Source organism: Halalkalicoccus sp. NIPERK01, assembly GCF_030287405.1.
Lineage (GTDB): Archaea > Halobacteriota > Halobacteria > Halobacteriales > Halalkalicoccaceae > Halalkalicoccus.
The window spans coordinates 166818-191901 of the sequence record NZ_JASVVV010000005.1; the positions used below are offsets into that span (position 1 = coordinate 166818).

General features: G+C 60.3%; 22 protein-coding genes. 10 read left to right on the top strand and 12 right to left on the bottom strand.

Going from position 1 to position 25084, the window contains the following annotated elements; genetic code table 11:
- Nucleotides 1–534, bottom strand: a complete 534-nt coding sequence (gene uraD, locus QRT08_RS14830; RefSeq protein WP_286046742.1) for a 2-oxo-4-hydroxy-4-carboxy-5-ureidoimidazoline decarboxylase — start codon at nucleotides 532–534, stop codon at nucleotides 1–3.
- 308 nt (nucleotides 535–842) lie between these two features.
- Here uraD and QRT08_RS14835 point away from each other — a divergent pair, with 308 nt between their 5' ends.
- Nucleotides 843–2111: a Zn-dependent hydrolase gene (locus tag QRT08_RS14835; RefSeq protein ID WP_286046743.1), complete on the top strand. Its 1269-nt coding sequence runs from the start codon at nucleotides 843–845 to the stop codon at nucleotides 2109–2111.
- Nucleotides 2112–2159: 48 nt separating this feature from the next.
- Here QRT08_RS14835 and QRT08_RS14840 read toward each other — a convergent pair whose 3' ends face one another.
- On the bottom strand, nucleotides 2160–2579 hold the full coding sequence (locus tag QRT08_RS14840; protein ID WP_286046744.1) for a DUF3830 family protein: 420 nt from the start codon (nucleotides 2577–2579) through the stop codon (nucleotides 2160–2162).
- 105 nt (nucleotides 2580–2684) lie between these two features.
- The gene (locus QRT08_RS14845; protein WP_286046745.1) at nucleotides 2685–4067 is read right to left on the bottom strand and encodes a dihydroorotase; all 1383 of its coding nucleotides are present in this window, start codon (nucleotides 4065–4067) and stop codon (nucleotides 2685–2687) included.
- A gap of 426 nt (nucleotides 4068–4493) precedes the next feature.
- Between QRT08_RS14845 and QRT08_RS14850 the strand changes: the two genes are divergently transcribed.
- Together QRT08_RS14850 and QRT08_RS14855 are read left to right on the top strand one after the other, a co-directional pair.
- A complete protein-coding gene (locus QRT08_RS14850) occupies nucleotides 4494–5312 on the top strand; it encodes an IclR family transcriptional regulator (protein WP_303650374.1) in 819 nt (272 codons plus the stop codon).
- Between the two features lie 414 nt (nucleotides 5313–5726).
- Nucleotides 5727–7097 carry a uracil-xanthine permease family protein gene (locus tag QRT08_RS14855; protein ID WP_286046747.1) on the top strand — a complete coding sequence of 457 codons (1371 nt, stop codon included), beginning with the start codon at nucleotides 5727–5729 and terminating at the stop codon, nucleotides 7095–7097.
- A gap of 61 nt (nucleotides 7098–7158) precedes the next feature.
- On the opposite strand, the gene QRT08_RS14860 is transcribed toward QRT08_RS14855, so the two are convergent.
- The 3 genes from QRT08_RS14860 to QRT08_RS14870 all read right to left on the bottom strand — a co-directional run bounded on the left by QRT08_RS14860 (nucleotide 7159) and on the right by QRT08_RS14870 (nucleotide 11786).
- Nucleotides 7159–8577 carry an amidohydrolase gene (locus tag QRT08_RS14860; protein WP_286046748.1) on the bottom strand — a complete coding sequence of 473 codons (1419 nt, stop codon included), beginning with the start codon at nucleotides 8575–8577 and terminating at the stop codon, nucleotides 7159–7161.
- A 222-nt stretch (nucleotides 8578–8799) separates the two neighbouring features.
- The gene (locus QRT08_RS14865; protein WP_286046749.1) at nucleotides 8800–11241 is read right to left on the bottom strand and encodes a xanthine dehydrogenase family protein molybdopterin-binding subunit; all 2442 of its coding nucleotides are present in this window, start codon (nucleotides 11239–11241) and stop codon (nucleotides 8800–8802) included.
- The gene (locus QRT08_RS14870; protein WP_286046750.1) at nucleotides 11238–11786 is read right to left on the bottom strand and encodes a (2Fe-2S)-binding protein; all 549 of its coding nucleotides are present in this window, start codon (nucleotides 11784–11786) and stop codon (nucleotides 11238–11240) included. Before QRT08_RS14870 ends, QRT08_RS14865 begins: the two co-directional genes overlap by 4 nt.
- A 60-nt stretch (nucleotides 11787–11846) precedes the next feature.
- Here QRT08_RS14870 and QRT08_RS14875 point away from each other — a divergent pair, with 60 nt between their 5' ends.
- The 3 genes from QRT08_RS14875 (at nucleotide 11847) to QRT08_RS14885 (ending at nucleotide 14641) form a co-directional block, all read left to right on the top strand.
- Entirely contained in the window at nucleotides 11847–13004 is a 1158-nt protein-coding gene (locus tag QRT08_RS14875; protein WP_286046751.1) for an XdhC family protein, read from the top strand.
- Between the two features lie 351 nt (nucleotides 13005–13355).
- The gene (locus QRT08_RS14880) at nucleotides 13356–14231 is read left to right on the top strand and encodes a ParA family protein (RefSeq protein WP_286046752.1); all 876 of its coding nucleotides are present in this window, start codon (nucleotides 13356–13358) and stop codon (nucleotides 14229–14231) included.
- Nucleotides 14232–14236: 5 nt separating this feature from the next.
- Nucleotides 14237–14641, top strand: coding sequence for a DUF7970 domain-containing protein (locus QRT08_RS14885; RefSeq protein WP_286046753.1), 405 nt, complete (start codon nucleotides 14237–14239; stop codon nucleotides 14639–14641).
- Nucleotides 14642–14668: 27 nt separating this feature from the next.
- Here the strand turns inward: QRT08_RS14885 and solA are convergent, their stop codons facing one another.
- The 4 genes from solA to QRT08_RS14905 form a co-directional block, all read right to left on the bottom strand.
- Complete coding sequence (gene solA / locus QRT08_RS14890; RefSeq protein WP_286046754.1) at nucleotides 14669–15619, bottom strand: N-methyl-L-tryptophan oxidase; 951 nt, start codon at nucleotides 15617–15619, stop codon at nucleotides 14669–14671.
- Nucleotides 15620–16380: 761 nt separating this feature from the next.
- Entirely contained in the window at nucleotides 16381–17535 is a 1155-nt protein-coding gene (iolM, locus tag QRT08_RS14895) for a scyllo-inosose 3-dehydrogenase (protein WP_286046755.1), read from the bottom strand.
- Nucleotides 17536–17576: 41 nt separating this feature from the next.
- Nucleotides 17577–18404 carry an SDR family NAD(P)-dependent oxidoreductase gene (locus QRT08_RS14900; RefSeq protein ID WP_286046756.1) on the bottom strand — a complete coding sequence of 276 codons (828 nt, stop codon included), beginning with the start codon at nucleotides 18402–18404 and terminating at the stop codon, nucleotides 17577–17579.
- Nucleotides 18405–18583: 179 nt separating this feature from the next.
- Nucleotides 18584–19375, bottom strand: a complete 792-nt coding sequence (locus QRT08_RS14905) for an HpcH/HpaI aldolase family protein (RefSeq protein WP_286046757.1) — start codon at nucleotides 19373–19375, stop codon at nucleotides 18584–18586.
- A 246-nt stretch (nucleotides 19376–19621) separates the two neighbouring features.
- Here QRT08_RS14905 and QRT08_RS14910 point away from each other — a divergent pair, with 246 nt between their 5' ends.
- On the top strand, nucleotides 19622–20854 hold the full coding sequence (locus tag QRT08_RS14910) for a mandelate racemase/muconate lactonizing enzyme family protein (protein ID WP_286046758.1): 1233 nt from the start codon (nucleotides 19622–19624) through the stop codon (nucleotides 20852–20854).
- A gap of 263 nt (nucleotides 20855–21117) precedes the next feature.
- Here QRT08_RS14910 and QRT08_RS14915 read toward each other — a convergent pair whose 3' ends face one another.
- The gene (locus QRT08_RS14915) at nucleotides 21118–21933 is read right to left on the bottom strand and encodes a sugar phosphate isomerase/epimerase family protein (RefSeq protein WP_286046759.1); all 816 of its coding nucleotides are present in this window, start codon (nucleotides 21931–21933) and stop codon (nucleotides 21118–21120) included.
- A 189-nt stretch (nucleotides 21934–22122) separates the two neighbouring features.
- Between QRT08_RS14915 and QRT08_RS14920 the strand changes: the two genes are divergently transcribed.
- The 3 genes from QRT08_RS14920 to QRT08_RS14930 all read left to right on the top strand — a co-directional run bounded on the left by QRT08_RS14920 (nucleotide 22123) and on the right by QRT08_RS14930 (nucleotide 24831).
- Nucleotides 22123–22581 (top strand): universal stress protein, encoded by a 459-nt coding sequence (locus tag QRT08_RS14920; protein WP_286046760.1) that lies wholly within the window; start codon nucleotides 22123–22125, stop codon nucleotides 22579–22581.
- Between the two features lie 282 nt (nucleotides 22582–22863).
- Entirely contained in the window at nucleotides 22864–23934 is a 1071-nt protein-coding gene (locus QRT08_RS14925; RefSeq protein WP_286046761.1) for a 2,3-butanediol dehydrogenase, read from the top strand.
- A gap of 135 nt (nucleotides 23935–24069) precedes the next feature.
- The gene (locus tag QRT08_RS14930; RefSeq protein ID WP_286046762.1) at nucleotides 24070–24831 is read left to right on the top strand and encodes a hydroxypyruvate isomerase family protein; all 762 of its coding nucleotides are present in this window, start codon (nucleotides 24070–24072) and stop codon (nucleotides 24829–24831) included.
- 68 nt (nucleotides 24832–24899) lie between these two features.
- On the opposite strand, the gene QRT08_RS14935 is transcribed toward QRT08_RS14930, so the two are convergent.
- Nucleotides 24900–25082, bottom strand: a complete 183-nt coding sequence (locus QRT08_RS14935; RefSeq protein WP_286046789.1) for a hypothetical protein — start codon at nucleotides 25080–25082, stop codon at nucleotides 24900–24902.
- Between the last annotated feature and the right edge of the window lie 2 nt (nucleotides 25083–25084).

Consider the following 25084-nt stretch of genomic DNA (forward strand, 5'->3'; position numbering starts at 1 on the left):
TCATCGGGTGCGTTGTTCTCGTGTGTCCTCGCGCGGGACCGTTAGCTCCTCGAGTCGGAACTCGGCGATGACGTTGACCTCGTCCAACGCGGTCTGGAACTCCCTAGACCGAGAGTGGTCGATGCGATCCTCCATCGCCCCCTGAATCGCATCGACCGATTCGTCCCTCACCGCCATGATGAACGGGAAGCCGAATTTCTTCCGGTAGGTCTCGTTCAGTCGCTGGAACGTCTCGTACCGATCGGGGTGCAACTCGTCGAGCCCGGCGGAGGCCTGTTCCTCCTGTGATTCGTCGGTCATTTCGGTCCGTTCACCGAGATCGGGATGGGCCCGCAACAGCGCCAGCTGTTCCTCCCGTGAGGCGTTTCGAACGGTATCGGCCATCGACTGCTGTAGATCGTCGATAGAGGAGAACGGCCGTTTCGACCAGGTTCGCTCGGCCACCCACGGCGACTCCTCGTACACGCCACCGAGCACGTCGACGAACCGTTCTTTGTCGGCTTGGTTCAGGTCCTCGGCCGTGAGTTTCGTCATCGCATCTCAAATGGGGGTCACTCTTCACTTAAATCTTTCTTCAAGTTCATGGACAAGCCCCGCCCTCAAAGCGCCGAAGGCGCTTAGGGTGGGGTAGTTGACACGACATCCATGGGGAACGACGGGGAATAACGTCGTATCCGACGGCCAGCCCCCGGAAACAGGGTCCACCGACGGTGGTACCGTTCCCCAATCGACGGATACCCGGACCCGACGGCGGACGGACGGGCAGTTCCCGAGCGGTACAGGGGGACATATTTCCGATACCTTCAAAAGAAGCCGTGTGGTACCATATCACGGCCAGACGAATGGATCAGCAGCTCCACCAGTATATCGATGCGGAGAGGCTCCGGACGGACATCACGCGGACCGCCGAGTTCGGGACCGTACCCGTCGAGGAGGGGAACTGCCGAACGGTTCTGACGGGGACGGACGCCAACAGGCACGCTCGGGAGTACTTCGTCGAGAGACTCGACGAGCGAGGGCTCGACGTGTCGATCGACTCCGTCGGCAACGTCACCGGACGGTGGGTGCCCGACGGCGTGGATCCGGCCGCGCAGGCGGTTGCAACCGGCAGCCATCTCGATTCGGTCATTTCGGGTGGGATCTTCGACGGCGTGCTCGGTGTGTATGCCGGCCTCGAATCGATCCGTGCCATGCAGGACGCCGACCGGACCCCGACCCGCCCCATCGAGGTCGTGGCGTTCACCGAAGAGGAGGGTGGACGGTTCTCCGACGGCGTGCTCGGGTCGTCGGTCGCGATCGGTGCGACGAGCGTGGCGGATGCACTCGCGGTCACCGACGACACCGGCGTGACGCTCGGCGAGGCACTCGACCGGATCGGCTTCGGAGGCGAGGGACGGTTGGACGCGACCGAGTGGGATTCGTGGCTCGAGCTCCACGTCGAACAGGGGGCCCGGTTGGAGGACGCCCCCGCGTCTGCGGGCATCGTGACACACATCACCGGCACTATCCGCTGTCATATCGACGTCCTCGGTGAGGCGAATCACGCCGGGACCACCTCGATGGAGGCACGCACCGACGCGCTGACCGCAGCGAGCGAACTGGCGCTCGAGATCGAATCGACGACGAACGATATCGTCGAGACGGACAGCGACACCGCCGTCGGAACCGTCGGTCAGTTCGACGTCGAACCGGGCTCAATCAACGTCATTCCCGGCGCAGTCCATCTCGGGGTCGATATTCGCGACGTCGAGTACGAGTCTATGGAACGGATCGTCTCGAGTATCCGTCACTGTCTGAGCCGGTTGGAAGACGAGCGCGACGTGGAGACGGCGTTCAGCCGCCCGTACGACATCGAACCCACCTCGATGAGCGAACGCTGTATCGCGGCCCTTCGCGGCGCAGCCGCCCGAACGGGGATCGACACTCTGGAACTGCACTCCGGAGCCGGGCACGATACGATGCACGTCGCGAGAGCGACCGATGCGGGGCTTATCTTCGCACCCTCCGAAGGCGGGCACTCGCACAGCGCGGCGGAATGGACCGACTGGAACGACTGCGCTACTACGACACGTTTGCTCGCGGAGACGCTCTATGATCTGGCGACCGAGTAACGCCTCGGAGAACGAACCCGCGAGTACTGCGGAGACGCGGCGGGCTGCTTACTCCAGCAGACGAACCGTCACGTCTTTCATTCCGGTTCGGAGCGTTTCCTGTTCCATCTCCCGGAGTTCCTCGCGCGATGCATCCAGCGTCGCGACGTGGTTGCCGGCGAGTTCGCCCGCTGGACTCTTGAAACACGTCGATCCGCACGGGACGAGAATCTCCTGTTCGTTCCGGTAGCCCGGATACAGCAGGACGTCCCCGTAGGAGGGATACACCGTATGGTTCTCCCGTGGAAGCTCCGGTAGCTCGATCTCGTCGATGTTGATCCAGGTCGCGTGGCCGCTCCACCGAACGTGCATCAGCTCCGACTCCAGCGGGAGGAACTCCCGCATCGCTTCGACCGATTCCGGTGCCTCGTCCTCGAGCAGTTCCGCCGTAAACGTCCGCTCTTCGATCTCGAACTCTAACGAACTCATAGTGGGTGCTAGCGTGTAGCCGTTTCGGAATCGAGAGTCGGCGTAATTATCTCTTTCGGCTCTACAGCGACGGCGACGGGATCACGTCTCGCTGATCGATCTCGGCTACTCGTCACTCCAGACGGGACGTTCGCGCGGAACGAACTCCCCGTGACCGGGCTCGCCGACGACGTTCCCTTCGTCCGCGACGAGTTGCCCCCTGAGATACGTGCGCTTTACCTTGCCGGTGACGTCACGACCTTCGTAGATCGTGTAGTCGGCGACCGAAGCGTTGTTCCGAGCCGAGATCGTGTACGTCTCGTTCGGATCGAACAGCACGATGTCCGCGTCGGTTCCCGGTTGGAGCGTCCCCTTTTTCGCAAGCCCGAACGTCCGAGCCGGGTTCGCACACATTACGCGAACGAGAAACGGATAGGACAACCCTCGGTTGTTCACCGCTTCGTCGTGAAACACCGGGAGGCTGGTTTGAAGACCGTTCGCGCCGAAGGGGTCCTCCCACCACTCGCTGGTCTCCTTCCGTTCGCGGGTTTGCGCCACGTGATCGGTGGAAACGACGCTCAACGTGTCGTTGCGGAGGTATTCGAACATCGCGTCGGTGTCGTCCTCGGTACGAATCGGCGGCGCAATCTTCGGGAGGTTTCCCAGCTCCCGATAGATCTCATCCGTGAGCGTCGTGTAGTGAGTGCAGGTCTCCCCGCGAATACGGCTCCCGTCGTCCCGGTATCGTGCGAGCGCTTCGGCCGCTTTTCGACACGAAGTATGGATACCGTAGTACTTGGCTCCGGTTTCGGACGCGAGTCTGGCGACGTCGTCGGCGGCCATGGCTTCCGCGTAATCCGGCCGGGCCTCGGGGAGCCATTTCGGATCGTCTCGACCTTCGGTCCGGAACTCGGTCGTCAGCGATTCACAGACGCTATCGTCTTCCGTATGAGCGACGCCGACGGCATCCAGTTCGCGTAACCGTTCGAGAACCTCGCGAATGAAGCCGTTCGAGAGCCCGAATTCGTAGGTGGTGTACATCTTGAACGAGGTGATGCCCTCGTCGACGAGGGGGCCCATCTCTTCGAACAGGGCCGAATCCTCCCGGAGAATACCACCGTGAAGCCCGAAATCGACCACGGCTTCGCTACCGTTTTCGCGTTTTCGCTCGACGCCCTCCCGTAGCGATCCCGTTTCGTCCCACGGGCTTCCCGCACCGGTGTACGCCTGCCACGCGAAGTCGATAACCGTCGTTACGCCGCCGAGTGCAGCAGCACTGGTAGCGGTCTCATAGGTATCGAGCGAGACGTGGTCGTCGATGTGGACGTGCGGATCGACGACGCCCGACATCACGAGCAGTCCCGAGGCATCGACGGTTCGCTCGGTTTCCGGCATGGCGTGTTCGGCCCCGATACTGACGATCGTTCCGTCGTCTATCGCGAGCGCCCCGTCGAAGGTGTCCCGGCCGGTGACGATCGTCCCGTTTTCGATCACTGTCTCGACAGCCATCGTTCGTCTTTCTCCGTATGGCTACATAACTGGTAGTGGTACGTCTTCGACCGATCCTGGAGCGGAGGCGCCCCTCTCGAGGTGAGAGGGCTATTACGGCGTGTACACGAGACGTTCCCCGTTGATCTCGTCTCTTGGTCCCGCCAACAGCGACCCGCCCTCGGCGCAACCGAGGGCGGGGCTGATATGGCATAGTCGGCCGACGATCCTAGTACGTAAACGAGACGCGTCAGGTCCGTCGACGTCGCGATTCGATTTTGCCGTCCACGGTTACGAGTCCCGCGTCCAAACCCACCCCAAACCGATTTGAACGAAGTGGAGATACTGGCCCTTCTGCCTGCTCGCTCTCGACTAGACGGCGCCTGTCGTTTGTATATAACGAACATCGGCAAAATATTGAAGGGGGTCTGCACGAGATACCAGACCATGCCAACTAACGACACGCCCTCTGAACCGCGGACACTGACGACCGTGCTCAAGGCGGTCGATATCATGCGTGCCCTGATGCGGCTGGATGGAGCGGGAGTCACGGAGCTCGCCGATCACCGCGGCGAGTCCAAGAGTACGACGTACACCTATCTCAAATCGCTCGAAAAGGGCGGTCTCGTCACGAAGGCCGACACCGGCTATCGGCTGTCGTATGAGATGCTGATATTCGGCGAGTACGTCCGGAACCAAAGCCTCCTCTACACGATCGGGAGGAGCGAGATCGACAGCGTAGCCGCGGAAACGGGGCAGTATGCTCATCTCGTCGTCGAGGAAAACGGGCGCGGCCACAACCTGTACAAATCGAAGGGAGAGCAGGCGGTCGGGGACGACTATCAATTGGCCAAATTCCAGCAACGGGACTACCTGCACATCACCGCTTCGGGCAAGGCGATCCTCGCGTATCTCCCCCGAGAGCGGGTCGAGGAGATCGTCGACCACCACGGGTTACCCGCTCGTACTGAACGGACCATCACCCGACGGGAGCGGTTGTTCGAGGAACTGGCGGAGGTCCGTGAGCAGGGATACTCGCAAAACGACGAGGAGGAGATCGAAGGGTTTCAAGCGATCGGTGCGCCGATCAGATCCCGCGACGGATCCGTACTGGGTTCGATGAGCGTTTCCGGCCCGAAGAGCATGTTCGGTGACGAGTCCCAGTATCGAGAGATCATTGATCTGGTGATACGGACGGCGAACATCATCGAAGTAAACGTCAACATGTCACGGAGGAGTTCCGAGATACTCGACGACGAGCAGTGACGACCGTTCACCGATACGTCAAGTATTCAGTGGATTTCGTCCGGACCATGAGAACAGTGGCGGTAGAAAGCGGTGCCCCGGCCGCACGCCTGGAGCGATTGGCAGGGTAGTCATATCCGCCCTCGTCGAGGCTCCTAACGGCCCGTTTGTGTATGGTGAACAAGGCGAAAGAACGAGCGGGCAGTGGGGGATAGCAGCAGTAATTACAAACATACTATTGTAATTGATTGGCTGAGACACCGCACGAACCGCGTCGGAGGTACGAGGCCAACCCGCCATGAACGGCGGGGTTTGTATATATTGAACGCGTGTTCCGGCCGCGGCCAGTCCCCTGACGGCGACTGGCGGGAACGGTCGGGAGACCACACCAATGCAAAGGTTTAACATATCCCACACACATCACTCGGTTAGAAAATGTCCAATGAAAGCGATAAAGGGATTGAATTAGCGTACGGTCTCGACGAAAAACCACCGTTGCCCAAATCAATTCTCCTCGCATTGCAACACGTGTCCGTCATGATCGTTCCCTCGACCGCAGTCGCGTTTATCGTTGCGGGGGCAGTCGGGCTGGACGCCGCGGACACGACGTACTTGGTTCAGATGGTAATCCTGTTCGCCGGGGTAGCGACCATGGTTCAGGCCTACACCGTCGGCTCGGTCGGCGCCGGACTCCCCATCGTCATGGGGACCAGTTTCGCCTTCGTCGGGGCGATGACCTCCATCGGTGCGAGCTCCGGGCTGGACGTCGTCTTCGGGTCGATCGTCGTCGCAGCGGTCGCGGTCCCCTTCCTGCTGGGGTGGCAGTTCAAGCGGTTCCAGTCGTTCTTCCCGCCGCTCGTTACGGGCCTCATCGTCATCATCATCGGGCTATATCTCATCCCCGTCGGAATGGAGTACTCCGCGGGCGGGGTCGGAGCGGAGGACTTCGGGTCGATAGAGAACATCGGGCTCGCCCTAGTCGTTCTGGTGATCGCCGTCCTGTTCAACCTGCTCCTGAAAGGCGTCTGGCGAATGATGAGCATCCTCATCGGTATCGGCGTCGGCTACGCTATCGCGATCGGGCTCGGAGTCGTTGACTTCAGTCCGGTCGCCAACGCCGCGTGGTTCGCGGTGCCTACGCCTGGCGAATTCGGGTTCAGCCTCGAAGCCGTTCCGCTCCTCACGTTCGCGTTCCTGTTCCTCGTCTCGGGCATGGAGACGATCGGCGACATGTCTGGTATAACCGCTGCGGAAGGACGGAACCCAACGGGGGATGAGTTCCGTGGCGGTATCTTCGCTGACGGATTCGTCAGCGCCATCGGCGCCGTCTTCGGATCGTTTCCCCAGACCTCCTTCTCCCAGAACGTCGGTATCATCAACTTCACCGGGATCATGAGCCGACACATCGTCGGTATCGGCGGCGGCATCCTCGTCGTTCTCGGACTGGTCCCGAAGATCGGGGCGATCGTGACGACGATTCCCGATGCCGTGTTCGGCGGTGCGGTGTTGATCATGGTGGGCATGGTAGCCGCGAGCGGCATGCGACTCCTCTTTCTGAACATCGAGATGAACCGACGCAACATGGTGATCATCGCTACCGCGCTCGGACTCGGGCTAGGGGTCGAACTCGTTCCCGAGGCTCTCGCTGGACTTCCCCCCGGTGCACAGACGTTCTTCGGGGAGTCGGTCATCGTCACCGGCCTCACTGCACTCGCGTTGAACACGTTCGTTCCGGGTCACTCCAGCCCGTTGTTCGACGCACCGGATACCGTTCCACCCGTCTCCGAACCGGTCGAGGACGACTAATCCCTCCCGGGACCATCCTAACGATCTATAGAAGATCACTCGGAGTAGGGACACGGGATCGCTATTCGATCTTCGCTTTTCCAATGAGATCTTCGGCGGTCGCCGTGGCGTCTGCGAGGACCGCAGAAAGCGACACATCTATCGGGATGATTTCCCGGTCTTGCATGAGTACAGTGCCCGCACAGAGGACTGTCTCCACTTCGGACCCTTGGGCGCCGTAGACGAGCGCATGTACGGGATCGGGCGACGGTGTAAGGTGTGGTTTATCGAGATCCACGATAGCGATATCTGCGCGTTTACCGGCCTCTATCGATCCGAGGTTCTCGGCGTGTCCGATAGCCTCGGCGGCATCACAGGTCACCATATCGAACGCTTTCTGCGCAGGGATCACGCTGGAATCCCGGTGATATCCCTTGTGTGCGGTCGCGACGGCACCCGCGTCGGAGAGGAGATTGACGGTGTCGTTCAGGATCGAGTTATCCGTGCCGATCGCCGTCAGCACGCCGGTATCGAGCATTGAGACGACCGGTGCGAACCCGGTTGCGAGTCGCATGTTCGCTCGGTAGTTATGCACGACTGCGGTACCGGACCGGGCGAGCAGTCGAACATCGCGGGCGTTCATCTGAACGCAATGACCGAGTAGGGCACGGTCGCCGAGACACCCGATATTACGGAGATACTCGATACTCGAGAGTGCACCCCGCTCTCTGACTTCGGCTTTTGCTTCTGCAACGTGGGTCGTCGTCATCACGTCGTACTCCTCGGCGAGCCGATACGCACCCTGAAGCGCGTCCGACGTCGTCGTCGCGAGCGTTGCAGGCGCCGGCCAGACCGACTGTCTACCTTCGGTGTCGTGAAATTCCTCAATGAGAGCAGCGGTGTTGTCGAGAGCGTCTTCGGTTTCGACGATGAGCGCGTCCGAACCCGGATGAACCGATCTAGGATCTCGTGCCGTGATGTCCTCGAACAGCTGTTCGAATCCCCGATCAGGCACGAGATCCCGTATCCCGGCACCGTAGATGTTTCGTACGCCCATATCGTCATACACGTCAAGCTTGCGTCGTGTCGGTTCGAGGTCCGTCCAGTCGAGTGCCGTATCGTTCTCGACGAACGTCGTTATCCCCGACTGTATCGACTCGATACAGTATAACTGCGCCGCGAGTGCGTGCTCCTCGGGACGCATCTCGAAGAGTGCCGGTTGTTTCACGTTGAACAACCAGTCGTACAGGCCCCGATCTTGTGTGAACGCCCCACGCAAGAAGATATCGGAGACGTGCGTATGCGCATTGATCAACCCCGGTATCACCGCGCCGCCCTCGGCGTCGAGTAGTTGATCTGGTGATGTTTCGGCCTCAAGGCGGTCGGCAGAACCGACATCGGTGATCCGGTCGCCCGTCACGGCGACCGCACCATCGATAATGATCTGTCTGTCCTCGTTCTGTGTGATGATCGTTCCGTTGGTTATCAGTAAGTCTGTCATGTTGTCGGTGATCGTCGCATCGATTCAGTCGTTCTCGCGGAACTCGTTTCGATTGTAGGAGGAGTGTCTTAGTTCTTGAGAGAAGGGAGAGTTCCAGCGGGCGAAGGTGACTACCGCAGCCATCCCGGAGACCGAACGAGTGACCGACTCGGAATCGACCAAGGTAACGTCTGACGGCAGGAGGACGCGTAGCCGACACGAAGCGCACCCGTAGCGCGTCAGTCAGCTCTCTTCGAGTTGCGCCCGTATCTTCTCGGCTGTGATCGGAAGCTCGCTGACTCGAACCCCGACTGCGCGGCGAATCGAGTTGCTCAGGGCCGGCGGAACGCCGTTGACGGGGATCTCGGCGACGGATTTCGCGCCGAAGGGGCCCGTCGGTTCGTGCGTTTCGACGAGAATCGATTCAAGCGGGGGCTGATCGGCTGCCGTCGGCATCCCGTACTCACGAAATCCGAGCGTCTCGGGTGTCCCGTCCTCGTCGAATGAGAGCCCCGCGGATACCGCGAGCTCGTAGCTCATATGCATCGCTCCATCGACCTGTCCCTCCGCGAGATCCGGGTTGATAGCGACGCCGCAGTCGACCGCGAATACGAGTTTTTGGATCTCGAACTCGCCGGTGTGTTCGTTTACGGTCACGTCGGCGAACTGCGCGCCAAAGGGCGGCGGCGATTCGTCCGTACAGAAACTCGCCTGGCCCATCACCTGTGCGCGCACTTCGTCGCCGTAGATCGACTCGTAACCGATCTCCTCTATCGTAACTGATTCGCCGGTCTGCTCGGAGTGGACCGCTCCCTCGCGGGTCTCGAGGGCCTCCGTCGGCTCCTCGAGCATCCGCGAGGCGAACTCGAGCAGCTGCGTTCGCGCGTCCTCGGCGGCCTCTTTCACCGCACTCCCGGTAACGTACGTCGTCGAGGAGGCGTAGGCGCCGTAATCGAACGGGGAGATATCCGTATCCGAGGGCTGGACGAGAACGTTCTCGGGCTCGATCCCGAGCACTTCCGCGGCGATCTGGGCCATCGCGGTGTCCGCGCCGGGACCGATATCGACGGCCCCCGTCTGAAGGATGAACGAGCCGTCCTCGTTCATTTTGATGTGTGCAGTGCCGAGTTCGTCGCCGGCGACGCCACTTTTCTGCGCGGTGAGGGCGACACCGCAGGCTCGGTGGAGGTGGTCCTCGTCGGGCTGTTCGACGTCATCCCAACCGATGGCGGCCTTCCCGCGGGCGATACAATCGTCGAGACCGCACGAGCGGATCCGACGGACGTGTTCGCCCTTCATCGTGATGCCCGACGCGGTGTCAATATCGCCGTTTCCGATGAGGTTCCGCGAGCGGAGTTCGAGAGGGTCCATTTCCAGTTCGGCGGCGACCTCGTCCACGTGGCCCTCAAGCGCGAAGTGCCCCTGAGGGGCTCCGTAACCGCGTATCGCGCCCCCAATCGGGAGGTTCGTGTGGACAGCTTTCATCTCGAAGCGGATGTTCGGCGTGTGGGTGTACAGCGGCAGCGGTTTGGTCGCGATCGATCCCGTGACGGTCAGTCCATGCGGACCATACGCACCGGAGTTCGTCACCGCCGACATGTCGAGGGCCTCGATATCGCCCTCCTGGGTGACGACGCTCCGTAGTCGAACGCGGGCGGGACGTCGCGAGCGCATCGCGTAGAACTCCTCGCGGCGCGTGACCTCTAGTTTCACCGGCCGATCGGCGGCCAGCATCAGCGCCATCGTGATGGGCTCGATCAGCATCGACTGCTTGGAGCCGAACCCGGCACCGATGCGCGGTTTGCTCACCCGTATATCCCGAATCGGGACGTCGAATAAGTGCGCGAGTTGCCGGCGCGTGTGGTACGGGACCTGCGTGCTCGTGATGAGGTGAAACCGATTGTCCTCATCGCGATGCGCGATCGTCGTATGCGGCTCGGGAACACAATGGGACTGATAGGGCGTCTCCCACTCGGTTTCGGTGACGATCCAGTCGTCCCTGGTCGCTGCCTCCTCGAATGCGCCATCCACATCACCGATCTCGCCATCCGTGTGAGCCTCGATGTTCCGTGCGTAGTCCGCACCCGACTGGCTGTTCTCCACCCGGTCATCATCGTGTATCTGCGGCGCGTCGGGCTTCATCGCCTCCTCCGTGTCGAACACGGCGTCCAGTTCCTCGTACGTGACGTCTATCGCTCTGGTAGCCTTGTTTGCAGTGCTGGCGTCCTTGGCCGCTACCGCTGCGATCGGATCACCGACGAAGCGTACCTTGCGCCGGAGGACGTTCAGATCCCACGGACTCGGCTCGGGGTAGGACTGTCCTGCGGAGGTGTACATCGCATCGGGTACTTCCTCCGAATCCGGTGTGATAACCGCGTAAACGCCGTCCATGTCCTCGGCAGCGCTCGTATCGATCTCGGTTACGTACCCGTGTGCGATATCAGATCGCAAGACGGCCGCCTCGGCGAGATCAGGGAAGTTCTGCGCGTAGTCGGCGGTGTATTTCGATTCGCCCGTGACGATTTTTCGAGCGTCGTTTTTCTCTTCGCGTTTGGAGATGGCCCGTCGCTCGCTCTTTGCTTTCCGATTGTTCGGCGTCTCTTCCCATTCGAGTGGATGTTCGATTTCGACCGACGAGGACTGGTGCCGATCGTCATCGCCTGTTGAGTCGTCAGTCCTACTCATTTGTGCTCACCGTCGTTAAACACCCCATTCGAACAGGTCCTTGTATCGTGGGTCAGGTCGCCACCGTCAGTAGCAACGGTCTGATCGCCGCTCATTCGTCCGGCGGCGTCCTGTACGGCATCGATGATCTTCTCGTAGCCGGTGCATCGACAGAGATTCCCCGAGAGACCCTCGCGGATTTCGACTTCGGTTGGGTCGGGATTGTCTTCAAGCAAGCTTCGCGACTGCATGATCATTCCCGGGATACAGAATCCACACTGGAGAGCAGCGTTGTCGACGAACGCTGCTTGAACGGGGTGGAGGTCGTCCTGCGTGCCGAGACTCTCGATAGTCTCGACGTCCGTCCCGTCGATGGTGGCAACCGGCTTGATGCAGGAGCGTTCGGGTTCTCCATCGACGGTCACGGTACAGAATCCACAGTTACCCGTGTCACAGCCGCGTTTCGCGCCGGTGTAACCGTTGCGTCGGAGGACATCGAGAAGTGAATCCGAGCGTTCGGCTTCAAACGTCCGTTTAGTCCCGTTCAATATAATGTCGATTTCCATGGGTATGAAGAAGTCATGTGCGACGATAACACATATATGTGCCGGTCGAATAGCTACTCTATGCACGGAGCGACGGGTTCGTGGAGTGCCACCACGCCCGAACTCTTCGAACGAATTAGGCATGCTATCGAGGACGATTCTTCGCTTGCAGTTGCGACCGTGGTCGATGTCGAGGGGGCAGCCTATCGACGACCGGGAGCGAAAATGGTTATCGAACCCGATGGAACGTCATATGGCGGTATTACCGCTGGTTGTCTCCAGGACCCGCTACGAACGGTCGCAAGCGAAGTTCTCGAATCGGGACGCCCGACCGTTGTCACGTATGACCTCACGAATAACGACGGCTGGGGGCTTGGTCTCGGCTGTAATGGGGTTATCGATGTCCTCATCGAACCGGTTGATGATTCCTGGCAGCAAGCGGTTGATGCCTACGCGAACCGCCGAGCGTGTAGCCTCATAACAGTCGTCGAAAGCAATGATCCATCGATCCCGGTCGGGGCACGGACTAGCATTGGAGAATTTCAATCAGCGTATACTGACCATGTACACAGCCGTGTTTCACTGCCCGACTCGGTCGTCAGTGATATCGAGGATCATGCGCGAGCGTGCGCAGTTGATGGAAGAATCGACCGAATACATGTTTCGACCGAATCAGGAGAGATCATGCTCGTTATTGACGGCGTAGAGCCCCCACAGCAGCTAGTCATATTCGGGAGTCAGCCGGATGCCCAAGCGGTTGCGCGCCTCGCAACGCAAGTTGGTCTTCGGGCCACGGTCGCCTCAGCCCGTGGCGGGCGAGCGAATAAGGAAGCGTTCCCTGCAGCAGAACGCGTTCTGGCGATCCATCCGACTGATCTCTCCGAGGCCGGGCTTGACGAACGAACAGCCGTTGTCATTATGTCTCATAACTTCATCGACGATAGACTCGCTCTCGAAGCGGCCCTCGAGACGAAAGTGCCGTATATCGGGCTAATGGGGCCACGAAAACGATTCGAGGAGCTCGAATCGGCGCTGCAGGACGATGGAACCACACTGTCCGACCACGATCGAAACCGTATCGCGGCTCCGGTCGGTCTCGACCTAGGCGGCGGTGAACCGATGGAGATCGCACTGAGTATCGTATCGGAGGTCGTCGCGGTCGGGCACGGTCACACCGGTGGGTGCCTCACAGACCGGATCGATCCGATTCACGACCGCCAGCTCGCCTCGCCGGACTGAGGCAGCCGAGGTCTTTCGCTCCGAACACGACGGCCGCACCGGTCGTCAAGGCATTCGCTGGCGCGACGTCGATCTTGACGAACAGACGGCCCCCGTGCGCGGAAAGAACCAGCAACGCCAACCCGCGTGATACGCATACATACGAATTAATAACCTGCATGAACCGCATCAGCAGCTAGTGTTCATTGTATTCATCTATCGATCGTGTTCATTAAGTATGTTCATAGAATACATCCATTATAGTTGTTCAGTGATGGTGTTCATCGATGATGTTCACTACAACACAGAAATGTTTTCATTCCTTAGTTTGTCTGACGAACATTCATAAAGATCCAAAGTCATGAACAAGGTATGTTGGCGTATTCAACGTACAGCGAGGCTGGTGGAGTCGGGAAGACCACGACAGCCGCCAATCTCGCTGTTGCTCACGCGCGAGCGGGCCTCAAACCGCTTGTCGTTCCGCTTGACCCGCAAGACGGCGATCTCTCGCGTCTCTTTGGCGTTGATGACCAACGAACGGAGCCCGTCGATAATCTCGTTCGACATATGATCCGCCGACCGAAAGGCGATCTGAACGATCTCATCCGTACTGTAGAAGGGGTCGACATCATACCGGAACACAACATGCTCTCGGATCTCGCAGAGTACCTTCAGCGAGAAAAAGAGCAATCCGAAGCCATGGGAGAAGCGTTCGGAATGCACGCACAACTCCTTCGCGTACTCAGAGAGGCAGGCGTTCCCGACAAATACGACGTCCTCATCTGTGACCCACCAGCAACGGAAGGCCCCCATCTCTACAACGCGATTCACGCCACTCGATCACTTGTCATTCCAGTCGAACCGAGTGCGAAGGGCAAAGCAGCCGTCCAAGGACTTGAATCACTTGTGGGAGGCCTCGAGGAGCAGCTCGGCGTTCAAGTCGGTGTACTAGCAGCAGTACCTATCGGATTCAAAGATACACGTGATCAGCGAACAATTCTTGGCGAGATGGACTACCCGATCCCGGAGATCATCGGTGAACGTGCATCCTTGATGGAGGGATGCTGGATGCGACAATGCTCGGCATTTAGGTACGTTCGAGAATTTCGCGACCGGCGTCGTGACTACGAGATCGAGACACTCGCTCAATTCGATCTCATAGCCCGACACTTGGAATCGGAAGTCGGACTTGAGGCGCCGAATCCGCCCGAGCCAGGCGATATAGACCATCAGGTGGTGGTAGCATGACGGGCATGAAACAGGGAGCAGGAGAGAATCCGTTCGCCGAGGATCCCGATCCGGACGCAGAAAGCGCTCCCTCGTCGACTGATAAACCACATGACGATATATCATATCCGAACGCTCCTGAAGAGGAGAAAGCAGACGATCCACAGCAGGTGGAATCGCAACCAATGCAAATCCCATACAAGTTTCGCCGAAGTAGCGTGCAAGATGGACGTGATCGTGTCCCGTTGTTTCTTCATGCTGAGACAAAAAGCGACGAACGGGATGCACTCCGGACACTCGAGAATCAGTTCGGCGATAACGTTTCGTTGACTGATCTCCGGGAAGCGCTCGTCATAGTCGGTCTCGATCATCTCGATGAGGTAGAAACACAGTTACAACAGTGGGGGTATGGAATAACGTTTGACGAGTAGAGCGGTTCATATAGAGAGGGTAGTTCGTTATAGACAGGTCGTGAGTCGCATCGTCGGACCAGCATTGCCGGGGAAGTACTCCTCCGCGGCGTCACGGAGGGGCCTCTCATCCTCTGGACGCGGGGTTTCGTCGAGGGTGGCGGGTGTCGTCTCCTGTTCGAGGTGGTGGTGGCGGCCAATCTTGAACCCCGGAACCTCGACCGTCGGGAGACCGTAGAACGGTTCGCCGTCTAGCGTCACAGTGAAAACCGGGAAGCGTTCGGGGATGAAGTTCGGTGGTTCGTCAGGCGGTAACCAACCGAGTACCTGACGTTCAGGAGTCGCGTTCGCCTGAAGTTTCTCAACGAGTTCTTGGGCCCACGGACCGGCGCTGATGACGAGTCTGTCCGCCGTATACACGTCGTCCTCGCTCTCGACGCGAATGCCTGACGAGGTCGCGTCCCAGTCGCGGACCCACTCTCGAGCGTGTATCTCGCCACCGTTATTGAACGCCTTTTCGACGTGAGCGACGAGACACCGGTCGGACGCGAGAAAGCCGCCGTCGGGCTGGTACACGCCTTTGAATCCGTCCGGTAGCTGATACCCGGGAAATCGGGCCGAGAGTTCGTCGCTTCTCAGCACTTCGAACGGCAAATCGTGTTCTTCGCAGACCCCAATCGTACCGTTGAAATTCCTCTCGTCCGGTCGACCCGCCGTAACCGACCCGTGAAGGTGAAGCAACTTGCGTCCGTTCTCCTCCTGTAACGTTCTCCAGTTTTCGTAAGCTCGGTGAACAAGGGGTACATATTCCGGGTCCTCGAGATACGCCTTGCGAATGATCCGAGTGACGCCGTGATTGAAACCGTTCTCGTGAGGAATGTCGAACTGTTCTAATCCGAGAACGTCGTGCCCGCGCTTTGATAAGTGATACGTTGCTGCACTTCCCATACCACCGACGCCGATAATGATGACGTCGTAGTGATTAGCTGATCTCGTCATTGAGCGAGTTTCGAACGGCAACAGTATGTTGTAATATAATGTAGTGAACCGGATCTTATTACTGGTTCCTAGTCACGATACTCGAACCGTATCGCCGCGGGGGTCGAGTACTGATGAAGCGACCGACCGGCATCGTTCGTTGCTTACCGGTTTTCCTCAGCGTGCGACCGCCCTCGCCGGAGAAGTATTTACTTATCCACGACATGTGGAACCACTTCAGCCACTACTCTATTTCATTTTGTCAATATATAATATAGGATACCATTGTATATAAGGGATCTATGATCGAAAAGTGGAGGGGTAACAGACATACGGTTGTAATAGAAAGTTGAAGTCGTCGCTTCGGAACACCGGACATGCCGCGGGCCGTCCGTTCGCGACTCGCAAATGCATTACTCGACCCGCCGTTAGAGTGGCGAAATCGACCACGTCTTTCGATGCTAAGTACCCGTTCCGTATAACGGCGTCCAATCGACGTTGGGAACGTTCCTCACACTATCGTTCGTCCATTGCGAACAGATCCTGGTTGCGACGATCGATGTTCGAAATTCCCATCGACGGCCGGTCGCTAGTCGTCCTCGCCTCTCTATTCCCGAATCGTACGATATGATAGCTGTTTTCTGTTAGACAAATATGACGACGACTCCGAGCTGATGTTCGAGTGTGACGAACGAACGTTCGAACGAAGTTTTCGAAAATCGTTCTGGCAGGGGTTATCGGTGCTGGTTAGCGACCGCTCGACCAGCGTCCCTAGCCCGAACTCACATCTCAATCAGGACCTTCCCGTCGACGCGTTCAGCGGCTTGTTCGATTGCGTTGTCCGCGTCCGAAAGACCGAACGTCGAAGTAACTATCGGAAGGTTGTCGAGGTGGCCTGCGGCCATTAGACGAATCACTCGGGGGTACACTTGATGACCAGTATGACCCTCGGAGCCGTAGAGCTGTGCACTGTTTCCTTGGAGTTTCCGGAGTTCGACCTCGGGCGCCGTCGCCGCGTTACTGATGTGGACAACGTTCGCCCGCTCCGCGAGCGAGTCTTGAATCGCCGGATACGTCTGTGTCACCGCACCGGCTGTTTCGACGTGGACGTCAGCTCCCTCACCTCGAGTCAGTTCATTGACTACCTCTACCGGATCCGTATCGATCGGGTTGTAAACGTGTTCAAAGCCGAGTTCGTTAGCGACGGCGCGTCGTCGATCCGATGGTTCGAATCCGATGACCTTGCCTGCGCCTGCAGCCCGCGAGACGTTCATGCCAGTTAGTCCGATCGGTCCGAGACCATGGTAGACGTGATAGTCGCCCGGGAGTATGCCATCGGCCCGTTGAAACAGGCCGTAGTAGGAAATGGTGCTCGGCTCGATCGTCGCTCCGGCTTTTAGAACCGTCTCTTCGTCGTCGTAGCTCTCCCATAACGGGTCGATGTTCCAGAGAATCTTTTCAGGAACAGCGACGTACTCGCTGAACGCGCCAGGGATGGTAAAGCCGACTTGTTCGAAGTTCTCGCAGTGACCATGAAAGCCCTGTCGGCACATCTGACATCGGCCACAGTAATCAGTCACTTCGGCCGTTACGAGATCGCCCTCGTCGAACAGGTCCGCGTCGGCGCCGGTCTCGACGACCTCCCCCGAGAACTCGTGTCCGGTAACGTTCGGAAAGCGCGTGTACGCCGAGTAATGCATGTAGCCGTCGTCGTCGGTCTCGATCATCGCGACGTCGCTCCCGCAGATGCCCGCGTACCGAACCCGGACGAGCACTTCGTCGTCGTCCGGCGTCGGCCGCGATCGCTGCTCGACCGACATGGACGGGTCCTTCCAGACGGCGGCGCTGTTCATCGCTTTTCTCGTCTCCTGCTCCGACTCGGAGAGGTCGTAGTCGGATCGGGGACTCCAGTCGGCATCGAGTACGAGTGCCCGCATGCGTACACCAAGCCGGCCCCCCGATATAATTCTATGGGACCTCAGAAGACCTGCCAGCCGCCGTCGACGTACATCGTCTCGCCGGTCACGTACCCGGCCTGATCGCTCGCGAGAAAGAGGACTGCCGGCGCGACGTCCTCCGGGTAGCCGGGGCGATCCAATGGAATCGGTTTGACGAGATCGTCGGCCACAACCGCTTGTTCCTTCTTTTCGGCGCCGGCGCCGAACTCGGTCGCGATGTGTCCGGGCGCGACGGCGTTGACGCGGACGTCGTGTTCAGCGAACTCGAGCGCCGCCCCCCGCGTGATCATCCGAATGGCTCCCTTCGTCGAATCGTACGGCACCTGGTTTTTCTGGGCGTGTGTCGAACTGATGGAGGCCGTGTTGATGATCACCCCTCCCTCGCCACGGTCTTTCATGGCCTGGCCTGCGACCTGACACCCACAGAACACACCTTTCGAGTTGATGTCGTGAATGAACTCGAAGTCGTCGATCGAGACGTCGAGCATCTCCTCACGCACGAACACACCCGCGTTGTTGACCATCACGTCGACGCCGGGGGACGACGTCCTCCGAGCAGTCGAGTTCTGTCCGTCGACACCGATCTCTTCGGCTCGCTCGACGACGGCAGCCAACGCGTCGGGATCCGATACGTCCGTCTCGACGAACTCCGCGGTTCCTCCGTCGGCTTCGATCGCTTCGTGTGTGGGGGTTTGCGCATCGACGTCCTTCGATGTCGCACGGATATCGGCGTTCAGCACCGTCGCGCCCGCCCGTCCGAACTCCAACGCGATCGCACGCCCGATCCCGGAACTGCCGCCAGTCACGATAACGGTCTCTCCCTCGAAATCGAACTTCGTCCGTCCCATGTCCTCACGATGGTCTGGTCCACGGATAACACTAGTGGACCGACGCCGACGAATGCGTGGCCATCCGTCCCGTCGTAGCGCCGCTCGGGGATGATGGTAAGGCGATAGCGAAGAGTGGGTCGAACGGTCGATCCTCGGGCGGCCGGTTGACGTCGCTTTCCGTTGGGCGCTCACCGCGTTCAGCGGTCCGAGACCGGTGAGGAGGCGAGCGCGTTCTCGTACGTCTCGATGGCGCGCTCGGTGCTTTCCATCATTTGCGTGGTGTCTTTGCCCGCGATGAGGAAGTCGAAGCCGTCCCGAACAGTCGATTCGATGTCGTTCAGATCGACCGTGAGCGTTCCGACGGGGACCCCCGCTTCGTGTCCCGTCTCGATGACGTGTTCGACCGCGTCCCTGAACTCCTCGCGTTCCCACTCGGCGAACATGCCGAGCGTTCCCGAGAGGTCGGCGGGCCCGACGAACAAGGCGTCAATACCGTCGACGTTGGCGATCTCCGCTACGTTATCCAACCCGTCCTCGGTCTCGATCTGCGCGATCGTGAGGATCGATCCGTTCGCGGTGGTGACGTACTCCTCCATGTTTCGTCCGTAGCCCGTCGCGCGACTTCCCGCGATACCGCGGATCCCCTCCGGCGGATACCGAAGCGCATTGACGAGATCCCGGGCTTCCTTCGCCGAGCCGATCATGGGAACCATGATGCCGGCGACGCCGATGTCGATAACGCGTTTTATCCGAACCGGATCGTTCCACGGGACCCGAACGACGGTGTCGGTCTCGCCCGGCGCGGCGTCGACCGCCCGCGCCATGTCCTCGACGGTCTCGAGATTGATCGTCGTATGCTCTATGTCGATGACGAGGAAGTCGAGGCCGAGGCGGGCATTGACCTCCGCGACCGTGGGATGCCCGATCGAGATCCACGTGCCGATCGGATGGGCTCCGGATTCGATGGCCTCTTTGGTTCGATCGGTCATCGGCTGTGTCCGCCTCCACGAGCGGGTTGATCGTAGGCGTGATCGGGAGCGATACGGATCGGCACTGAAAGTGGTCTATCTCGCATGGCGTATGTCCTATCGATAGATCGGTACGAGATAATAACTTTGGGGGTGGCCGATCGCGCTCGAGCCGGTGCATCGTTCATCGGCCGTCTCGACGGAAGTCCTCGGACCGTTGAGCATAACATACAAGGCATTCTCGAAGAAACTCGGTTCACGGTATTCATGTACGAGGACTTCGCGTCGAAGCTCGCCGCCACGATGTGGGCGGATTTCGACGACAAACCCGACCGTACCGACGGCCACCCGGCCGAGATCACCGACCTATCGACGACCGTAATCGACGGGAACTTCCCGTGGACGATCGTCACCGTCGAGACCGACGAGGGCGTGACGGGGATCGGGGAAGCGTATCCCTCGCCAGGCGTCCACGAGGTCATCTCCGACTACCTTCGACCCGTCCTCGTCGGGGAGAATCCGACCGACGTCGAGCGCCTCTACAACTTGATGCGCGCGAGTCTCTCGGGACGTGGTTCCCAACAGGGTATCGGGACGATCGCCATCAGCGGCGTCGAGATCGCACTCTGGGACGCCGCCGGCAAACTCCTCCACCAGCCGATCTACCAGCTGCTCGGCGGCAAAATGCGGGAAGAAGTGATGGTGTACGCCGACTGCCACGCCGGTGAAGCGATGGTCGAATCCGCAGAGGAGGGCCAACAGGAGGAGACGTACCAGCCCGAGGCCTACGCGCGTGCCGCTCGTATGGCGGTCGACGACGGCTTCGATCTCGTGAAGTTCGACCTCGACGTCCCGTCCGGACGGGAACTCAACCGGAAGTCGCGCCACTTCGACCCGCCGGAGATCGAGCACAAGCGCCGCATCGTCGAGGCCGTGACCGAGGAGGTCGGAACCGACGCCGAGGTCGGCGTCGACCTTCACTGGAACTTCAACCCCGAGACGGCAGAACGGCTCTGTCGCGCCATCGAGCCGTACGATCTCGCGTACGTCGAGGACCCGCTCCCGCCGGAGAACGTCGACGCGCTGCGCGAACTGAAACGGCGCGTCGACGTGCCGTTGCTGACCGGCGAGAACTGCTACGGCCGACATGACTTCCGCGACCTGATCGGAAAACAGGCCGTCGACTTCCTCGCACCCGACGTTCCGAAGACCGGCGGGATCGCCGAGACGAAGAAGATCGCCGACATGGCCGAGGCCTACTATCAGACGCTCGTCCCCCACAACATCGGGAGTCCCGTCGCCACCGTCGCGACCGCACACGTCGGCGCGACGGTCCCGAACTTCTACGGCCTCGAGTACCACGCCCGGGAAGTCGGGTGGTGGGAGGACCTCGTCGTAGGTGACGATCTGATTCAGGGCGGGACCATGGCTGTACCCGACGAACCCGGACTGGGCATCGAACTCGACTGGAACGTCGTCCGCGAACACGAGAAGTCGTAGCTGCTCGGACGTCACTGCCGGTTTCTGTGGAGCGGTCGTCGTCCGCTCCGACGAACAAGAACACTGGGGCGTCGGATCACCCCCTCTCGTAGACCTCTGTGTGGCTATCAAACTCGAGTCGGGCGAAGAAGAACGTCGGTGAGGTGTCGTTTGCCCGCGTGAGTCTCTCTTATTCGTTCCCGAGTCGTTCACTGTTCTAGGCGCGCGTCCCGCCCCCGTCGTTTCACGATCGGGATACCGGAGCGTTCCGGCGAATCGTGGGCTCAGTCGCCGCGAACCTGCTGCCAGACGTCGTAGTTCTGCTTCGCGTGGACGAGCCGTTTCTCCGTTTGGTTCTCGATCTCGATGGTGTAGTGGCCGTCGTAGCCGGCCTCCGACAGCGCCTCGTTTATCCCCTCGAAATCGAGAATACCTTGTCCGAGGTCGACGAACGATCGGAAGTAATTGATGACGTTGTCGAGATGGAAGTCGGCGTTCGACAGCGCGTCACGGTTCGAGGTGAAGTCCTTGACCGGGTCGATGTCCTTGAGGTGGACGTAGGCGATGTCGTCGGCGAACCGCTCGATGCCGTCGGTGACGTCTCCCTCGGGGTAGTTCTCGCCGTACGGGTAGTAGTGGGCGGTGTCGAACACGAGTTCCAGCCCGTCGACGGCGTCGAGGTAGTGGCGTATCTCGTCGGGTTGCTCGACCGCCGTCGCGCCGTGATGGTGGACAAGCGGCCTCACCCCGTCATCGAGGGCCGCGTCGCTTATCCGCGACAGCCACCCTTCGACGGTCGATTCGTCGTGTCGACCGCGCTGTGGTGGCAGTATTCCGACGAACTCGGCCCCGAGGTCGGCAATCGTCGGCATTACGTCGACCATTCGTTCGACCGCCGCCTCGGTTTCGATCCACTCTCCCATGGCGAGGTAGAGCTCAAGTCCGTAGTCGTCGATCCACCGGTCGACGTTCTCGGCCCCCGCGGCTCGGATCTTTTCGATACCTATCTCGACCCCGTCGTACTGGCAGGCGGCGATGTCGCCGAGTGCGTGCTCGATCTCCTCAGCGCCGTACATTATCGTGGCGTATCCGGTACCCATGAGAAACATCGTCGTAGCACGTCGAAAAATAGTTTCTGGATTCGAGATAGGGCAGACGCTCCGTAGTGACGCTTCCGGTCGTCGTCACCTGCGTTCCACTCGTCTCGTCACGTCACTCCCGGACGAACGGTATAGGCGTACGCTTTCGGAATCACAAACGATATATGCGAATATCGAGTGCGCTAGTATATGCCAAGGTCGATAGACAGCATTCTTCTCGCTGCCGGTCCGAGCGACCGTGATCACGTCGATACACTGCTCGACGAAGCACTCGCCGTTGCAGCCCCGACCGGAGCGACGGTCCATCTCCTCCACGTGTTCCCGCGCAATGAGTACGAGGATCTCCTCGAACAGATGCAGATCGAATCCGCAGGTGGCACCATCCCACCCGACGAACTCGCGGCACGCCACGACAGCATCAGTACGCCAGCGGCCCGACTCGAGGAGTCCGACGTCGACTACGAGATCCTCGGTGTCATCGGGGATCCGGATTCCGAAATCGTTCGCATGGCGAACGACCTCGACGTCGACCGTATCGTCATCGGAGGGGCCAGTCGGTCGCCGGCCGGCAAGGCCGTTTTCGGCGACCACGCCCAGCAGGTACTCCTCAACGGGTCCTGTCCCGTGATGTACGTCCAGCGGGACTGAAACGGGTCTCGCGGTGAACCGCACGTCCCCTACGGTCCGACGAAGGGGGCGATCGCCCTCGATGCTACGCTCGGGGTCGCGGACGAAGACGTCCGCGTCAATGCCACCGTGCTGGGCCACACCGCACCGAATTCGGACGACCGGATCGGAGAGTACACCTCGGAAAGCGGCCAACGCTCGTGATACGACGTATGTACTGAAACTGATGGAAAGCGATTTAACCCCATGGTGTATCCGATCATACGGTTCGTCGACACGAAAGCGACAACTGGGAGCCAACCAATGAGAGCAGCACGATTCCACGACAGCGGAGACGTTCGTGTAGAGGACATCGAAAGTACCCCCGTCGGTGAGACGGATATCCGCATCGAGATTGAAGCCTGTGGTATCTGCGGGTCCGATCTGCACGAGTACCGGATCGGTCCCCACATCACGTCCCGAGAACCGAACCCCCGAACCGGACAAAACATCCCGATCACGTTGGGCCACGAGTTCAGCGGGACGGTGAGCGAGGTCGGCGCGGGGGTGTCGCGCATCGCCACCGGCGATCGCGTGACGGTCGAGCCGAACATTCCCTGTGGCGACTGTCTCTACTGTGAGGACGGGAAGTACAATCTCTGTAAAAACGCCGCCGCCGTCGGGTTCCACACCGGGGCTGGCGGGTTCGCGGAGAACGCAGTCGTTCCCGAACAGCAGGTGCACGTTCTCCCCGACGACGTCACGCTGGAGGACGGCGCGCTCGTCGAACCGCTCGCCGTCGGCCTCCATGCGGTTCGGCAGTCGGGGCTCCAGGCGGGCGACACGGTCGGCGTGTTCGGCTGTGGTCCGATCGGACTCACGGTCGTCCGCGCCGCGACTGCGGCCGGGGCGAAGCGCATATTCGTGTCGGAACCGAACGAGAGCCGCCGCGAGGTCGCTCTCGAACTCGGGGCCGACGTCGGCATCGATCCGATGGACCAAGACGCAGTCGACGCGATCAAGAAAGAGACCGACGACGGTGTGGAGATCGCATTCGAGTTCGCCGGAATCGGTCCCGCGTTCAACGCAGCCGTCCAGAGTACACAGCGCGACGGAACGATCACGGTCGGGAGTCTCAACGATTCTGATATATCAACTAACATAAACGATATCGTCACGACCGAACGGAAGGTCGTGGGAACGAACTGCTACGGGTTCCCCCCGCGGTCGTTCAGGACCGAGTTCGACGCCATCATCCAGTCGCTCGCGGCTGGCGACATCGACACCGACGCGTTCATCACCGGCCGAATCGACCTTAAGGACATCACTGAGGAGGGCTTCGAGGCGTTGCTCGACTCCGAGACGGATCACGTGAAGATCCTAGTCGAACCGTAAGGGGTCTCCCTCGCGTCCCACACCAGAGAGGTTCCACCACATGAACTCATCACTCGAAGCAAAGACGATACCGCAAGATACCGGTCCGGAACGAGGGGGTCGACGTCGATGATTCGACCGTCGATTTGTCTGGAGATGATCTACGAGGACGTGCCGTTCGTCGACCGCATCGACCGCGTCGCCGATCACGGCTTCGACACCGTCGAGTTCTGGACCTGGCCCGACAAGGACCTCGACGCCGTCGAGGCCCGCCTCGACGAACACGACGTGTCCGTCGCCGGGATGGCCGCGAACACGGAACCCCGGCGTCCCGAGGAACTCGAGCGGGCGTTGACGGACCCGACGAAGCAGGACGCCGTCGTCGGCGATATCGAGGAGTCGATCGAGGTCGCAGAGCGGTTCGACTGCCCGAACCTCATCGTCCTCGTCGGACCGGAGGTAGAGGACTACACGCGCGCAGAGATGTACGAGAGCGTCGTCGCCTGCCTCCGGGAAGTCGCGCCGACGGCCGAAGCCGCGGGCGTCACGCTGATCGTCGAGCCGCTCAACACTACCGTCGACCACGGGGGCTACTTCTTCGAAGAGTCGAGCGTCGGCTTCGACATCGTCCGCGAGGTCGAGAGTCCCGCGGTGAAGATCAACTTCGACATCTACCATCAGCAGATCACCGAAGGTAACATCATCTCGACCATCACGGAGAACCTCGACGCCATCGGTCACGTCCACGTCGCGGACGTCCCGGGCCGCCACGAACCCGGGACGGGAGAGCTGAACTATCCGAACATCCTCGCCGTGCTCGACGACGCGGGATACGACCGCCACGTCGGGTTCGAGTACAGCGCCGCGGGGGACGACGACCGAGCACTAGCCGCGATCCGAGAACTCGTGACGGAGTAGACGGTCGCCGGGGTCACGCCGATGCAGTCGGGCTGACGACGTCGACCTCTGTGGAGCGTGTCGCTCCCTCATCGTTCGAACGAGACGACTGTCTTGATCGTCTCGTTCGAATCCGGGAACTCGTAGTTCTCATGGACGAAGGCGTGCTCCCAGCCGATGATGTGGCCCGTTGGCCACCACGCATCCATATACGGGTGGTCGTCGGTGACGAGGATACGCTCCCACTCGCCAGCCGTTCCCGTACTGCCCACGA